This is a genomic window from Shewanella sp. cp20, assembly GCF_000832025.1.
In the GTDB taxonomy this organism is placed as follows: Bacteria; Pseudomonadota; Gammaproteobacteria; order Enterobacterales; family Shewanellaceae; genus Shewanella.
Genome location: NZ_JPII01000019.1, coordinates 71166 through 85539, shown reverse-complemented (window position 1 = coordinate 85539; position 14374 = coordinate 71166). Strand labels below are relative to the sequence as shown.

General features: G+C 53.6%; 13 protein-coding genes. 4 read left to right on the top strand and 9 right to left on the bottom strand.

Going from position 1 to position 14374, the window contains the following annotated elements:
• Positions 1–99: 99 nt before the first annotated feature.
• Positions 100–3249, bottom strand: coding sequence for an efflux RND transporter permease subunit (locus DB48_RS07305; protein ID WP_041509634.1), 3150 nt, complete (start codon positions 3247–3249; stop codon positions 100–102).
• Between the two features lie 9 nt (positions 3250–3258).
• Positions 3259–4419 (bottom strand): efflux RND transporter periplasmic adaptor subunit, encoded by a 1161-nt coding sequence (locus tag DB48_RS07300; RefSeq protein ID WP_041509633.1) that lies wholly within the window; start codon positions 4417–4419, stop codon positions 3259–3261.
• A 433-nt stretch (positions 4420–4852) separates the two neighbouring features.
• Here DB48_RS07300 and DB48_RS07295 point away from each other — a divergent pair, with 433 nt between their 5' ends.
• A complete protein-coding gene (locus tag DB48_RS07295) occupies positions 4853–5599 on the top strand; it encodes a TorF family putative porin (protein WP_041509730.1) in 747 nt (248 codons plus the stop codon).
• 254 nt (positions 5600–5853) lie between these two features.
• Here DB48_RS07295 and DB48_RS07290 read toward each other — a convergent pair whose 3' ends face one another.
• Complete coding sequence (locus tag DB48_RS07290) at positions 5854–6543, bottom strand: DNA-3-methyladenine glycosylase I (protein ID WP_041509632.1); 690 nt, start codon at positions 6541–6543, stop codon at positions 5854–5856.
• Between the two features lie 217 nt (positions 6544–6760).
• Between DB48_RS07290 and DB48_RS07285 the strand changes: the two genes are divergently transcribed.
• Both DB48_RS07285 and DB48_RS07280 read left to right on the top strand, forming a co-directional pair.
• Positions 6761–7666, top strand: a complete 906-nt coding sequence (locus DB48_RS07285) for a LysR family transcriptional regulator (RefSeq protein WP_041509631.1) — start codon at positions 6761–6763, stop codon at positions 7664–7666.
• An 81-nt stretch (positions 7667–7747) separates the two neighbouring features.
• Positions 7748–8395, top strand: coding sequence for a glutathione S-transferase family protein (locus DB48_RS07280; RefSeq protein ID WP_041509630.1), 648 nt, complete (start codon positions 7748–7750; stop codon positions 8393–8395).
• Here DB48_RS07280 and DB48_RS07275 read toward each other — a convergent pair.
• Together DB48_RS07275 and hemG (DB48_RS07270) are read right to left on the bottom strand one after the other, a co-directional pair.
• Positions 8392–8931: a thioesterase family protein gene (locus tag DB48_RS07275; RefSeq protein ID WP_041509629.1), complete on the bottom strand. Its 540-nt coding sequence runs from the start codon at positions 8929–8931 to the stop codon at positions 8392–8394. The genes DB48_RS07280 and DB48_RS07275 overlap by 4 nt on opposite strands.
• A gap of 113 nt (positions 8932–9044) precedes the next feature.
• Complete coding sequence (gene hemG, locus DB48_RS07270; protein WP_041509628.1) at positions 9045–9578, bottom strand: menaquinone-dependent protoporphyrinogen IX dehydrogenase; 534 nt, start codon at positions 9576–9578, stop codon at positions 9045–9047.
• 272 nt (positions 9579–9850) lie between these two features.
• Here hemG (DB48_RS07270) and DB48_RS07265 point away from each other — a divergent pair, with 272 nt between their 5' ends.
• Positions 9851–10156 (top strand): ArsR/SmtB family transcription factor, encoded by a 306-nt coding sequence (locus tag DB48_RS07265; protein WP_041509627.1) that lies wholly within the window; start codon positions 9851–9853, stop codon positions 10154–10156.
• A gap of 21 nt (positions 10157–10177) precedes the next feature.
• On the opposite strand, the gene hemG (DB48_RS07260) is transcribed toward DB48_RS07265, so the two are convergent.
• From hemG (DB48_RS07260) to pepQ, 4 genes are all read right to left on the bottom strand, one after another.
• Entirely contained in the window at positions 10178–10705 is a 528-nt protein-coding gene (gene hemG, locus DB48_RS07260; RefSeq protein WP_041509626.1) for a menaquinone-dependent protoporphyrinogen IX dehydrogenase, read from the bottom strand.
• Positions 10705–12162, bottom strand: a complete 1458-nt coding sequence (locus DB48_RS07255; protein ID WP_041509625.1) for a TrkH family potassium uptake protein — start codon at positions 12160–12162, stop codon at positions 10705–10707. The genes hemG (DB48_RS07260) and DB48_RS07255 overlap by 1 nt, the downstream gene beginning before the upstream one ends.
• Before the next feature lie 140 nt (positions 12163–12302).
• Positions 12303–12917: a YigZ family protein gene (locus tag DB48_RS07250; RefSeq protein ID WP_041509624.1), complete on the bottom strand. Its 615-nt coding sequence runs from the start codon at positions 12915–12917 to the stop codon at positions 12303–12305.
• Between the two features lie 14 nt (positions 12918–12931).
• A complete protein-coding gene (gene pepQ / locus DB48_RS07245) occupies positions 12932–14254 on the bottom strand; it encodes a Xaa-Pro dipeptidase (RefSeq protein ID WP_041509623.1) in 1323 nt (440 codons plus the stop codon).
• Positions 14255–14374 lie beyond the last annotated feature (120 nt).

The window sequence follows — 14374 nt, the reverse complement described above, 5'->3', positions numbered from 1 at the left end:
TAGCCGATTATCTTTCAATAAATAACCAGTAAGGTCAACAGCCCCTAAGGCAATAAAAAGCCCGGCTTAAACCGGGCTTTTTGAGCAAATGGCGCTTGCCTACTCTTGAGGCGTCGACTCGACGGCCTGAGACGCCGTACCTTTCTTCTCGCGCTTGCTAAAGATGCGCTCCACAATCACGAAGAAGATAGGGATAAAGAAGATCCCCAGGAAGGTCGAACTCATCATACCGCCCAATACGCCGGTACCGATTGCGTTCTGGCTGCCCGAACCTACGCCCGAGCTGATGGCCAGCGGCACGACCCCCAGGCCGAAGGCCAGCGAGGTCATCAGGATTGGACGCAGACGCACACGCACCGCGTGCAGTGTCGCCTCAACCAGACCGGCGCCCTTCTCGTAGAACTCTTTCGCGAATTCGACAATCAGGATGGCATTCTTAGTCGCCAGGCCGACCGTGGTCAACAGACCCACCTGGAAGAACACGTCGTTCGGCAGGCCGCGACCATTCATCGCCAGCAAGGCACCTATGATCCCCAGTGGCACCACCAGAATCACAGCAAACGGCACAGACCAGCTCTCATACAGGGCCGCCAGTACCAGGAAGACCACCATGATAGACAGGGCGTATAGCGCCGGTGCCTGGTTGCCCGAGAGGCGTTCCTCATAGGAGAGGCCGTTCCACTCCACGCCAAACCCTGGCGGCAGCTTAGCCACCATGGCCTCGATGTCGGCCATGGCCGCACCCGTACTATAGCCTTGGGCGGTACCACCCTGGATGTTCATCGCCGGCAGACCGTTGAAACGCTCTAGACGCGGCGAACCATATTCCCAGGTACCCGTGGCGAAGGCCGAGAATGGCACCATCTCACCCTGGCTGTTACGCACATACCAGGTATCGAGATCTTCTGGCTGCATACGATACTGGGCATCACCCTGTACATAGACCTTCTTCACACGACCACGGTCGATAAAGTCGTTAACATAGCTACCACCCCAGGCGGTACCCAGCACGCTGTTTACCGCGTCGATGTCGATACTCAGGGCGCGAAGCTTAGCGTGATCGATTTTGATGCGATACATAGGCGCATCTTCCTGACCGTTTGGACGCACGCCCACCAGGTTAGGGTTCTGCGCCGCCATGCCCAGCAGCATGTTACGCGCCTCGAGCAGCTTCTCATGGCCTTGACCATTTCTGTCTTGCAGATAGAAGTCGAAACCGTTTGCCGTACCCAGCTCAATCACCGCGGGGGGCACGAAGGCGAACACGAAGGCTTCCTTCATCTGCATGAACATGCCCATGGCACGTCCGGCAACCGACTTCACATCCTGGCCCGGGCCGGTACGCTCAGACCAGTCTTTCAGACCTACGAAGGCCAGACCCATGTTTTGACCACTACCGGCGAAACTGAAACCTGACACGCTAAATACCGACTTCACGCTGTCACCCGTCTCGTTGAGATAGAAGTCGGAGATCTTGCTCATCACCTTCTTGGTGCTCTCTTGAGTCGAGTTGGTCGGCAGAATAGCCTGGGTAAACAAGATACCCTGGTCTTCGTCCGGCAAGAAGGCGGTTGGCATACGCATGAAGATCCAGCCTACGGCTACGGTTAGCGCCAGGTAGATCAACATGACGCGTCCGGCGCGCTTGATCATCGCCGCCACGCTGGCCTCATAACGCGAGGTCATCTTGTCGAAGCTGCGGTTAAACCAACCGAAGAAGCCAGTTTCCACACCATGGTGCCCCTTGGCGATCGGCTTCAACATGGTGGCACACAGGGCCGGCGTCAGGATGATCGCCACCAGCACAGAGAGTGCCATGGCCGATACAATAGTTACTGAGAACTGACGATAGATAACCCCGGTCGAGCCCGACATAAACGCCATAGGCACGAATACCGCCGACAGCGTCAGACCGATACCCACCAAGGCGCCGGTGATCTGATCCATCGACTTCTTAGTCGCCTCTATCGGGCTCAGCCCCTCTTCCGACATCACACGTTCGACGTTCTCCACCACCACGATGGCGTCGTCCACTAGCAAACCGATGGCCAGTACCATAGCGAACATGGTCAGGGTGTTGATAGAGAAACCGGTCGCCGACAGGATGGCGAAGGTACCCAGCAAGACCACAGGCACCGCAATGGTCGGGATCAGGGTCGCACGGAAGTTCTGCAAGAAGAGATACATGATGACAAACACCAGTACCACGGCTTCCAGCAGGGTATGCACTACGCCCTCGATCGACTTCTCGACGAAGGGGGTGGTGTCATAGGGATAAACCACTTCCAAGCCTTGCGGGAAGAAGGGCTGCATCTCGTCGACCTTCTCGCGCACACGCTCGGCGGTTGCCAGAGCGTTGGCGCCGGTGGCCAGCTTGATCGCCAGACCGGCAGCCGGACGGCCGTTATAGAAGGATTCTACCGAATAGCTTTCAGAGCCCAGCTCGACGCGGGCCACATCTTCCAGGTAAACCTTGGCCCCCGAAGGATCTGACTTGATGATGATCTTTCTGAACTCTTCCGCCGTCTGCAGGCGACTCTGCGCTGTTACCGTGGCGTTAAGTTCCTGACCCGCGATAGATGGTGCACCACCCAACTGACCCGCAGACACCTGTGCGTTCTGCTCACGAATCGAGGCCATGATGTCCAGGCTGGTGAGGTTGTACTGCGTTAGCTTGAGGGGATCTAGCCATATACGCATGGCATATTGAGCACCGAACAGCTGGATCTCACCCACACCGGGCACACGACTCATGGGGTCTAAGATGTTAGAACCCACATAGTCGGAGATATCATTCTTACCGAGCGAACCATCCTGGGACACGAAGCCCAATACCATCAAGAAACCCGAGCTGGATTTATTGACCTTAACCCCTTGTGCCTGCACCTCTTGCGGTAGCAGAGGCATCGCCAGCTGCAGCTTGTTCTGCACCTGAACCTGGGCGATGTCGGGATCGGCCTCGGCATTAAACGTCAGGGTGATCTGCGCGTTACCAAAGCTGTCACTGGTGGACGAGATGTAACGCAGATGGTCAATACCCGTCATGCGCTGCTCGATCACCTGGGTAACCGTATCTTCCATGGTCTTGGCAGACGCGCCAGGATAGATGGCGCTAATCACCACGGTTGGCGGCGCAATACTCGGGTACTGCGACACGGGAAGCTTCATGATAGAAAGCACCCCGGCCAACATAACAATAATTGCAATCACCCAGGCAAAGATAGGGCGATCGATGAAAAAACGAGCCATAACTTTACCTTACTTCTGTGGTTGCTTGTCTGATTGCATCTCGCTGAGCGGCTTACCCACTACAGGGGCGCCTGGACGTATCTTCTGTAAACCCTCGACGATCAGCTGATCGCCGGCCTTCAGGCCACTAGTGATGCGCCACTGGTGATCGATCACCTCGGCTGTGGTCACCACTCGCGACTCGACCTTGCCCTCGCCGCCAATCACCATGGCTACGGCCTGGCCCTTGGTATTACGGGTGACCGCCTTCTGTGGCACCAGAATCGCCTTAGGATCTGTACCTGCGTTCAACACGGCGCGCACATACATGCCAGGCAGCAAGACGCCATCCGGGTTAGGGAATTCGGCCCTTAGGGTTACTGAGCCGGTGTTTTCATCCACGCTCACCTCGGCGAACCTTAGAGACCCCATATGCTCATACTCTGTGCCATCTTCCAGGATCAGACGCACATCGGCATTGTCGGCCGCCTGAAGTTGTCCCTGCTTAAGCTTGGCCTTGAGGCGCAGTAGCTGGGCGCTAGACTGGGCGATATCGACATTGATGGGATCCAGCTGTTGAATCGTCGCCAAGGCATCGCTCTGATTGGCGGTGACCAGGGCACCGGCAGTCACAGACGACTTACCGATACGGCCCGAGATAGGCGCCTTCACCTGGGTGTATTCCAGGTTAATCTTAGCGGTATTGATCGCCGCCTTAGCCACGGTCACGTTAGCCAGCGCCTCTTTATAGAGGGCGTCGGCCTCGTCGAAATCTTGTTGGCTGATGGCATCTGTCTTGATTAGGGCCTTATATCTGGCCGCCTTGGCCTTGGCCGAGACGAGACTGGCATTGGCACGGGCCAGATCTGCCTCGGCACTGACCAGCGCCGCCTTATAGGTCGACGAATCTATCTGATAGAGAGATTGACCCTCGGTCACCTCACCACCCTCGACAAAACCGCGCTCTGTGATGATTCCTGTAACCTGAGGACGCACCTCGGCTTCAAGGTATGCCTTGCTGCGACCCGGTAGCTCAACCTGAATAGCCTGGGACTGTTCGACAACCTGAACCACCCCAACCTCCATGCTTTGTGGAGCCGCCGCCGAATGACCTGGGTTCTCGTCCTGGCCACAACCTGTTATCCATAACGCCACACTAACTAACGAGGCAATTTTTACTATTTGCCGCATGAGAACTCCTGATCAAAGCCGCAACAAAAAACCCCCATGCACGATCGAGGCGCTATGGGATATTTAATGTGAGCAAAATTAAAAAAAGATTTAGAAACTATTTATCTCACACCTAGCTTAGTGCAACAAGAACAAGTAAGCGGAGATATTGTAAGTTAATGCAAATTTTTATTTTTAATCATGTTTTCTTGTTAAGAAACAGTTAAAGATTGCAACTTTTGGCTCAGTTTTAGCGTTTTTTGTGTCTAAATAGTGATCTTCGTCATTCGATCATGATGAAAACTAACACCATATGAAACATGAGGTTAAATCAAAGTTGTTCATAATTGTTCACATCTTTATTTGATCAGTTCATCTGTGCCAACAAGGCCATTCACAACTTGGACTTATAGTCGCCTCATCAGCCAAACAACAGCTAGATGAGATGAAGATGATGAAGACCTTAACTCAGTTAAAATGTTCGATACTCCTTGGCAGCCTGTTAGCCGCTGGCGGCGTCATGGCCGAGTCGCAAAGCACACAAGTGTTAGGTGGCAATATCACAGGTAAGCTGACCTTTGCTTCCGATTATGTCTTTCGTGGTGAGTCAGAGACCATGGATGGCGATGTCCCTGTTGTGCAAGGCACGCTGGGATGGGGAAATGATCAAGGTTGGTACGGCGGTGTTTACGCTTCAAACATCAAGTTTGCCGATCCTAATCTGGAAATCGTCACGGCACCCTACATAGGTAAGGCTGGCACCTTCGGCGATTCAGGCATTACCTATGATGTCATGCTCTTCTCCTATCTCTATCCTGGCGCCTCATACTCTAACTACACAGAGTTATGGCTCAAGGTAGGCAAACAGTTTGGCCAGGCCAACCTGCAACTAGAGGTTACACCCACAGTCGATGACTGGTTTGGCGTGGACGGCTGGCAAGGCGTCAACTATGCCATCCATCCAAGCTATCAGTTTGAAAATGGTATTAGCCTCTCGGGCAGCTTAGGTTATCAGGATCTCGATGGTAATGGCGCCGAGGGCTGGGGCCATTGGAACCTGGGGGTAAGCAAGACTTTCGCGGGCCTCAGTTTTGATCTCAGATACCACGGCAGCACAGTGGATGAGAGCCATAAGGTATACGGCACACAGACCAAGATTTTTGATGACCGAGTCGTTATCGGCGTCAGCAAGAGTTTCTAAGCACTCGCAGTTTCCAATCTCTGCACGTTTTGCCAGCCCTCGGGCTGGCTTTTTTGTATAGGGATATACTTATCCCCGGTGCTCAGGGATGAGCATGGAGGGGATTTGTACATGGCCAAAAATATTCCTGACATTTTTTGGCATTTCCCCCATCCATGGGGGTCAGAATACTTATCCCCGATGCTCAAGGACGAGCATAGAGGGGATTTTTATAGGGGCATACTTATCCCCTAAGCACAGGGGTGAGCACTTAGTTATATCCTGTTGTCGCCCACGCCACAGGCGAGAATACGGCTGATCTCTGCCAGGGAGCGACCCGATTGAGCCTGCCAATCGTTGAAGGTTTCCTGCACCTGAGCCAGACCCCGCTTCGAGGTAAAGCCGGCGTCGACCAGCTTATGGGCCTGAAAATACCCCTTGATATCCTCAGTCAGCAGAAAGGTATCTTTGCCTATGGTACGCAGAAAGTAGGGCCCAGTGTTGCCGCCTAGACGGCATCCCAGGCGTTTCAACTCGGCCCAGAGTCCGACGATATTCTCGCTGGGCCAGTCGGCTATAAACTTGGCAAAGCTGCCGTGGGCGAGCTTAATATCATGCACCATCAGGGCGTTGTCATAGATCGCCATAGTCTTTTTCAGGTGACGTATTAGCTCAGGGTCACTGGCACGCTGCTGAATCTGCTCCGGCGACAACATCAAGATCTTATGGGGCTCGAAATTGAAGAAGGCCGCCTCATAGGCGGGCCACTTGTTGTCGACGATGCGCCAAACAAACCCTGATTGAAACACCTTCTTACTCAGCTCGGACAGCAGCTCGGCATCCGAGTATTGAGCGATCTTCGCCTGCGGTAACACATCTGGCAGACGGGCGGCCAGGCCCTCTTCTCCACCTTTGCGCTCACAGGCGCGCTGATAAATACTGTCGAATGATTCTAATCGTGCCATACTGTTGGCCGCTCCTTAAATACTTTTTGACCCCTGATTACGTGTCTCACCTTGCCATAGATCACCCACCAGCAGACTCGCCATCACGCATCAGACTTTGACTTATTGGTTATCATCAACAATAAATAACCCATATATGGGTTTATTTTTACAACATTAGTAAACAATAACCAGAGATGATTGCTATCGGCTTGCCCTAAAGCTGGTGAGGTTAATTATGGACGCATCACAACTCTACCGCATGTTGGTCTTTGCCAGCGTGGTCGAACAGGGCTCGCTAACCCGCGCCGCAGAATCGCTAAACATTAGCCGCTCTATGGTGAGTCAGCACCTGAAGAAGCTGGAACACAGGTGTCAGTCGCGCCTGTTAAACAGAACCACCCGCAGCCTGTCTCTGACCCAGGAGGGTCAATCCTTTTACCGCTACTGCGCCGAGCTGCTCAAACTCGCCAAGCAGGCGGAGACCTCCCTAAAACCCAGCGATGCCGAGCTGCAAGGCAGCATCACGCTTGCCGTTCCTCAAGCCCTAGGCTATGAGGTCATCGCCCCCATCATCAAGGAGTTTCATCGAGATTACCCTAAGGTGCATCTCTCCTTGCTGATACAGGACAGACAACTGGATCTGGGCGAACACCAGATCGATGTGGCAATTCAGATAGGCGCCGCCAGTCAGCCCGGTGTTAACGAGACCAAGCTGGGCCGCTTCGATGAGTTACTGGTCGCCAGCCCGGAATACCTGGCCCACCATGGTGCGCCATTGCACCCAGATAATCTCAACCATCATCATTGGATCGGTTTAGCCGGCGACAGGCTCCCCAGGCACTGGCAGTTTGAAAACAGCGAGGGTGAGCGCGTCCGCCTGCAGCTCACCCCTTTCTTCAACTGCAACAACCTACAGGGTACCCTGAGCCTGGTGCGCCAGGGGCTGGGGGTGGCCCTACTGCCCGCCCCCTTGATAGACCATCACCTTGCCAGTGGGCAGCTGGTGCATCTGCTACCCGACTATCACCTGGGACGTGGCGCCCTCTACTTGGTGCATCCCTACCTTGAGGTGATCCCACCCAGAGTCAGGGCGCTGATCGAGTTGCTGACCGCCCGCCTGACGCCGCACACGACGGCATAAGGCAAGGTAAAAAGCAGGCCAGATGCAGGATTTCGGGCTAAGATTAGCTTATCGGTTCTGGGCAAGTGGGAGGTGCATTTGATGGAACTGTTTTACCATCCCCTGTCACGATATTCCCAGAAAGTCTTGATCGCCCTATACGAGAAACAAGCCAACTTCTATCCCAGGGTGATAGAGCTGAGCGATCCCTTTTCCCGTAACGAATTTAAACAGCAATATCCCCTGGGAAAATTACCCCTGCTCAAGACACGTACCGGTGAGCTCTTGCCAGAGTCCAGCATCATCATCGACTACATAGACCATGAGTTTTCCACCGGCACCCGGCTGCTGCCACAGGATTACCCACAGCGCCTACAGGTACGCCTGTACGACCGTCTCATCGATAACGACCTGAATAATCCCCTCTACCTGCTGGAGCAGATGGATGCACGAGAAGAAGAGAATCCGCTCAAGGCGAGACAATTAGAGAAGGAGATCATGCTGCTTCTAAGCGAGCTGAACGACAAGTTAAGAGAGAATCACTGGCTCTGTGGCGATGCCTTTACCCTGGCAGATTGCGCGCTGATCCCTTGCCTGAATCACGCCAGAAACCGCTTCAAGCTGTACCAGTTAGATCCCATCGACAGATACCTGAACCAGGCTAACACTCGGGGTGCCTGGATCCAGGTACAGGAAGAGATAGAGTTAACCAGCGCCGCGGTGCAGGCGGGTTTTCGCCCCATCCCTTAATTGGCAGTTAAATTACGCTCTTTCTTCAGCGTGAGGAAGGCTTTCCACTTCTCGACCTCCGGCGGCAGGCTCGGCGCTGGGCCGTCGAAGCCCGCTTCTTTCAGCATATCCGGAATCGGCACCTGTTTACGGTTGTTCACGAATACGCCGCGCACATGCACGATACAGTGGAGCGTGTCGTCGCTGACGAAGCGCTGCTCGATATAGAAATATTTTTCGTCCCACCCCACCAGGCGGCTCTCGATATCGAAACGACACAGCGGTTTGATGTCGCGGATATAGGTAAACTCGGCGGCGTTGACTATAGGTAGCCACTTGAGCTTCAAGAAACGTTTCAGCAGCCCCATCTCGGCCAGCATATAGGTGCGAGCCAAGTCCATCAGGGCGGGATAACGTGAGTTGGTCAGATGCAGGTTGATGTCACAGTCCATCGGCAAGGCGCGATAACTGATCTTACTCGTACCCAGAAAATCGATACTCCGGCAATGGCGCACCCGCCAAAACATCAACCAAAACAAACGAAAATAGAGGTTCATCTCACCTGACTCCCTTAAATGAAGGGCAAAGGCTACCAGAGGTCTGACCAGGTGACAAGCAAGATTGCGCCGAGGCAAGGTTAGAGCCTGGCGCGATAGGCGGACGATTAAGGCTAGTCCTTGAGAGTCAGCAGGTGCTCGCTGTAAAGCTTAACGTCTTCCCAATCGGTGTAATCAATCACCGCCTTGGGATCGGTTGGGCCGTCGGTGATCTTCATGATCAGCTGGATCATCCACCTGTCATACCAACGCCAGGAGGGGTAATCCACCTTACCGGCGATCACCTTGACATCATCAGGCTTCCAGGGAGAGAGCTCGATAAACTTCTGTAGATACTTGTTGTTTTCCGGAATTCGCTTCTCCGGGTTACGGGCCACCACGTTGACACTAAAGAAGCTGTTAGGCTTGGCCGCCAACTCGGCTTGATAGCGGGTCACAAATTCGAACACTGACTTGTGGTAGCTGCCATAGAGCACACAGGCACCTACGACGACGTAGTCGTATTTCTCCCAATCTATGCGCTCAAACTCGCCAATTCGCAGGGCATCACAGCTATGTCCCAAGGTGTTCAGGTGCGCCGCCATCGCCTGGGCTATCTTGGCCGTATGACCGCCGCGAGAGTAATAAACAATTAGTACTGAGGCCATAAACGACTCATCTGTATTGGAAAAGAGAGTCACATTGTTGCAGCAAAGCGCGGGAGAAACCTCAAATTGGATCACAATTTAGTTAAGGTTTTTGTGAAATACACCACCAATTGGATATTTAACTCGGGGTAAAATAACTACAAAATTATGAGCAATCCTAAAAGGACACAGGTCGGCTCTCGTTGAGTTACCCAGGCTGGCTGAGTATCATTGCTTTCACTTCCCCATTCAATTAGAATAATCTAATTAATAGAGTACAAGAGAGTTGCCGTATGCAAAAAGATATTGATGTAGATGCAATGGTCACCAATGCCCAGAGCGCAGCCAAGTGGCTAAAGGCAATAGCAAATCCCTATAGACTGATGATCTTGTGCCAGCTACTCGACAACGAACTGAGTGTGACACAGCTGAATGAAAACGTGCCCCTGAGCCAGTCGGCGCTGTCACAACACCTGGCGGTATTGCGCGCCGAAGACTTGGTGGCGACCCGTAAGAGCTCACAGATCGTCTACTACACACTGAAGAACGAGCAGGTCACCGAGGTGATCTCCATCCTCTACAAACGTTACTGCGCATAAGCCCTGGGAAGATGAAAGCCTTTAACGTTCGCTAAAGGCTTTCGCAAACTCCTGCACCTTATCCCAATCGGTAAATTCAAACGTGCCCGAGGTATCTGTTGGGCCCTTGGTGATCCACATAATGAAACGGATCATGAACTTATCGAAGAATCGATACTTTGGATAATCTATCTTACCGGCAAACACCCCCAGCTGCTGAGGCTGCCACAGCGACAGCTGCAGGAACTTCTTCATGTAGGGATTGGTTTCCGGCGTGTTCTTCTCCGGCTTTCTCGCCACCACGTTTACGGTAAAGAAGGCGTTCTTCTTGCTGTTTAACACGGCTCTGTGACGATTCACGTACTGAAATAGCTCGGGTCTGTGTTTACCGTAACGAATGCTCGCCCCTATGAGGACCTTGTCAAAATAGGACAGGTTGACCGACTGTGCCTCTTCCAGGCTAACCATGGTCACCAGCTGATTGTCCGATTTGCACTGCTCGGCAATCTGATCACAGATGGCTTTCGTCTGACCGTCTACGGTCGAATAGATAATTAGGGTACGACTCATTAATTCTTCCAAAATGTCGGTGTAAACAACACCAATAAGGTAAACACTTCCAATCGGCCGAATAGCATGGCCACCACCAACACCCACTTCTCGCCATCGCCTATGCTGGCATAGTTACTGGCGACCTCACCCAGCCCGGGCCCCAGGTTATTCAGACAGGCCGCGGTGGCGCTGAAGGCGGTGATATTATCCATGCCCAGCGCCATCAGGATCAACATGCAAACCACAAAAACGAGGGCGTAAGCAGAGAAGAAACCCCACACAGCATCTATGATGCGGTCCGGTAGCGCCTTGCCATTGATGCGGATGGAGAACATGCCCCTTGGGTGCACCAGGCGTTTGAGTTCTCGGGAGCCCTGCAGCAACAGCAAGATCATCCGCATCACCTTGATGCCACCCGCGGTTGAGCCACCGCAGCCACCGATAAAGCTGGAGAAGATCAGCAGCATAGGCAAAAACAGCGGCCACATGTGGAAGCTTTCGGTACCAAAACCGGCCGTGGTAGAGATAGACACCGCCTGGAACAGGGCGAAGTCGAAGGTCTCTTCGGCACTGTCATAGATCCCCGTATGGTACAGGGTCGCGAAACAGATCAGCGTCAGCGCCAGCTGGATCACGATGAGCGCCTTAAACTCGGCGTCTCTCAGGTAGACCTTAAGGTTGATGCCGCGGCGGGTAAAGGCCGCAAAGTGCAGGCTGAAGTTCAGCGCCGCTATCAATAGGAAGACCACACACACCATGTTAATCGCGGTGCTGTCGAAATAACCCATGCTGGCATCATGGGTCGAGAAGCCGCCGATGGCGATGGTCGAGAAGGAGTGACAGATGGCATCGAACACATCCATGCCGGCGATCCAATAGGCGATGGCACAGGCGATGGTGAGCGCCAGATAGATATACCAGAGCGCCTTGGCGGTCTCCGCGATTCGCGGCGTCATCTTACTGTCTTTCACCGGTCCGGGGATCTCCGCCCGGTAGAGCTGCATGCCCCCGATCCCCAACACGGGCAAGATGGCCACCGCCAACACGATGATCCCCATGCCCCCCAGCCATTGCAACAGGTGGCGGTAGAAGAGGATCGCCTTCGGCAGGCTGTCCAGCCCCACCAGCACGGTCGCCCCCGTGGTGGTGAGCGCCGAGAAAGACTCGAAGAAACTGTCGGTGAGCGAGAGATCGGGCTGACTGGAGAAGATAAAAGGCACGGCACCTATGGAGCCCAGCACGCCCCAGAACAGCACCACCAGCATGAAGCCTTCACGGGTACGCAGATCCTTCCTGTGGCGTCGGTTGGGATACCAGAGCACGAAGCCGAGCAACAAGCTGAGAAAGAAGGCCTGCAGAAAGGCGGTGCCTCCGCCATCTTTGTAGATCACGGCAACTAGCGCTGGCGGCAGAAGCGACAAAGAAAACAGCCCCATGAGCAGGCCTGTAATTCTTATTATGGTTCTATATTGCATTAGGGCGTTTTTATTATTCCGTTTGCGAAGACGCACTGGCGCATTCTCGCATAGTTTATCCCGGCAGTTGTATAAAATTTATTGGCACTTTGTGACCCGAGGCAAAAAGCCCTTTGCGAACATGTTAGCCCGCTCCCGAATTAGTCGGAAAACTCCGCCTTCAGGCGTCCCTGGCTTAACGTCGCCAACTCCTGATTGAAACGATTCTGGGTCGCCCTGGGCATCTCGAAACTCAGGCTCACCCTGTCGGTAAATACCTTGTCGCAGATCTGGCCGTCGCAAAGCTCGAGAAAGTGCTCCACATCTTTGAGCTGATGATAGTCACACGCCAGCCTTCCAGGATATCGGATCTGTTTAACCTCTGTCTCCAGCTGTGCCAACCCCTGTTTAACGCCAGAGCTGTAGGCACGCACTAAGCCGCCGACCCCAAGCTTGGTGCCGCCAAAATAGCGCACCACAACCGCACCTATCTCACCTATCCCGGCACCTTGCAAGCTCGCCAACATAGGGCGACCGGCGCTGCCAGAGGGCTCACCATCATCGCTACTGCCCATGGCCACATTATTGTCGGGCGCACCGGCGATAAAGGCATAGCAATAGTGATTCGCCCCCGGATACTCCAGCTTAATGTTGGTAAGTGCACACTTCAGCGATTCTTCAGACGGGCAGTGAAAGAGAAAAGAGATAAAGCGGCTATGCTTTATCTCTTCTTCTATGGTGATCGGCTGAGCCGGAATGGGATAACTCTCGCTCAAAAACGCCTTACCTGTTAACCATGCAGACCCAGGTCACGGGTCATATTCTCGTTACGGTCGCTATGGACAATCACGTTGTCTTCGATACGAATGCCACCGAAAGGACGCACCTGATCCACCATAGCCCAGTTAATCGACTCGGCGCGGCCGTCCTGCTTAAACTCGTTAAGCAGGGTATCTATGATGTACAGTCCAGGCTCTATGGTCAGCACTTGGTTGGCCGCCAATGTACGGGTGCAACGTAGAAACGGATGCGCATCAGGCGGCGCAATATGCGTGCCGCGCTCGTCGTGGAGGAAGCCCCCCATGTCATGCACCTGTAAGCCCAACATATGCCCCAGGCCGTGAGGGAAGAAGGCGCTGGTGATCCCCTGCTCTATCAACCCCTGCACATCGCCTTGCACCAGCTTGAAGTTCAGCAGCAGCTGCGCCAGCTTCTCGTGGGTCGCCAGATGCAGATCCACATATTTCACGCCGGGACGCATCATGTCGATGATATCCAACTGTAGCTTATCCATGGCGGCGATTAGGTCACCGAACAGGTTCTTCTCAAAGGCATAGGTACGGGTGATATCCGAGGCATAACCATGGAAACTGCCGCCGGCATCGATAAGGAAAGAGAGTCGCTGCTTGGGCGACACATGCTCAAGCGCCGTATAGTGCAGTATGGCCGCATTTTGGTTCAGCGCTATGATGTTGCCATAGGGCACATCGTTCTCACCCATATCGGTCGCGGCCAGATAGGCCTGCTGGATCTCAAACTCGCTGGCCCCCGCATAAAAGGCGCTCTTGGCCGCCACATGACCACGCACACCTATCTCACTCGCCTTGCGCATGCAGGCCAGCTCATATTCAGTCTTGCTGGCTCTGTGATAATGTAGGTAGCTCATTACCGCTTCAGGGTTACGACTGCCAAAGCTGAGTACATCGGCGACATCCAGGTGCTCACCAATATAGGCCCACTCTTGCAAGTTAGTCGGCAGAAGATCCGCCACCTTATCCGCCTTGGTCAACACCTTAATCTCTATCTCTGCAGTCCAGAAATCATCGGGCAGATCCGCGACCTTATGCCAGAAATCCACCGGACGATAGAAGATGAGCAGCGGCTTGTCCCGACCATTTACTATCAGCCAGCAGTGGGGATTATCGATAACCGGAAGCCAGGCCTTGAAGTGGGGATTAACCTTAAAAGGGTAATCCAGATCATCGAGAAACTGACGATGGGGCTGACCCGAATGAATCACTAAGCCGGCCAACTGCTCTCTTGCGGTGATCTCGGCGACACGCCGGTTGAGTTCGGCAATATGGGCGGGATAAAGGGTGGCTAAGTTTTCCATAATAGGCTTCCTGTTATTCTTTTTCGGCCCCTTCTTTCACCCCCCCCCTTTAGCTGAAAAGGTGTAATGAAAAGGCGCTATTTTTAGTACAGCGACTATGATCTAGTGAGTCTAACATAA

Bases quoted from the DNA above. Each gene is read 5' to 3' on its own strand.
- DB48_RS07305 (WP_041509634.1), bottom strand. From the start codon at position 3,249: ATGGCTCGTTTTTTCATCGATCGCCCTATCTTTGCCTGGGTGATTGCA.
- DB48_RS07300 (WP_041509633.1), bottom strand. From the start codon at position 4,419: ATGCGGCAAATAGTAAAAATTGCCTCGTTAGTTAGTGTGGCGTTATGG.
- DB48_RS07295 (WP_041509730.1), top strand. From the start codon at position 4,853: ATGAAGACCTTAACTCAGTTAAAATGTTCGATACTCCTTGGCAGCCTG.
- DB48_RS07290 (WP_041509632.1), bottom strand. From the start codon at position 6,543: ATGGCACGATTAGAATCATTCGACAGTATTTATCAGCGCGCCTGTGAG.
- DB48_RS07285 (WP_041509631.1), top strand. From the start codon at position 6,761: ATGGACGCATCACAACTCTACCGCATGTTGGTCTTTGCCAGCGTGGTC.
- DB48_RS07280 (WP_041509630.1), top strand. From the start codon at position 7,748: ATGGAACTGTTTTACCATCCCCTGTCACGATATTCCCAGAAAGTCTTG.
- DB48_RS07275 (WP_041509629.1), bottom strand. From the start codon at position 8,931: ATGAACCTCTATTTTCGTTTGTTTTGGTTGATGTTTTGGCGGGTGCGC.
- hemG (WP_041509628.1), bottom strand. From the start codon at position 9,578: ATGGCCTCAGTACTAATTGTTTATTACTCTCGCGGCGGTCATACGGCC.
- DB48_RS07265 (WP_041509627.1), top strand. From the start codon at position 9,851: ATGCAAAAAGATATTGATGTAGATGCAATGGTCACCAATGCCCAGAGC.
- hemG (WP_041509626.1), bottom strand. From the start codon at position 10,705: ATGAGTCGTACCCTAATTATCTATTCGACCGTAGACGGTCAGACGAAA.
- DB48_RS07255 (WP_041509625.1), bottom strand. From the start codon at position 12,162: ATGCAATATAGAACCATAATAAGAATTACAGGCCTGCTCATGGGGCTG.
- pepQ (WP_041509623.1), bottom strand. From the start codon at position 14,254: ATGGAAAACTTAGCCACCCTTTATCCCGCCCATATTGCCGAACTCAAC.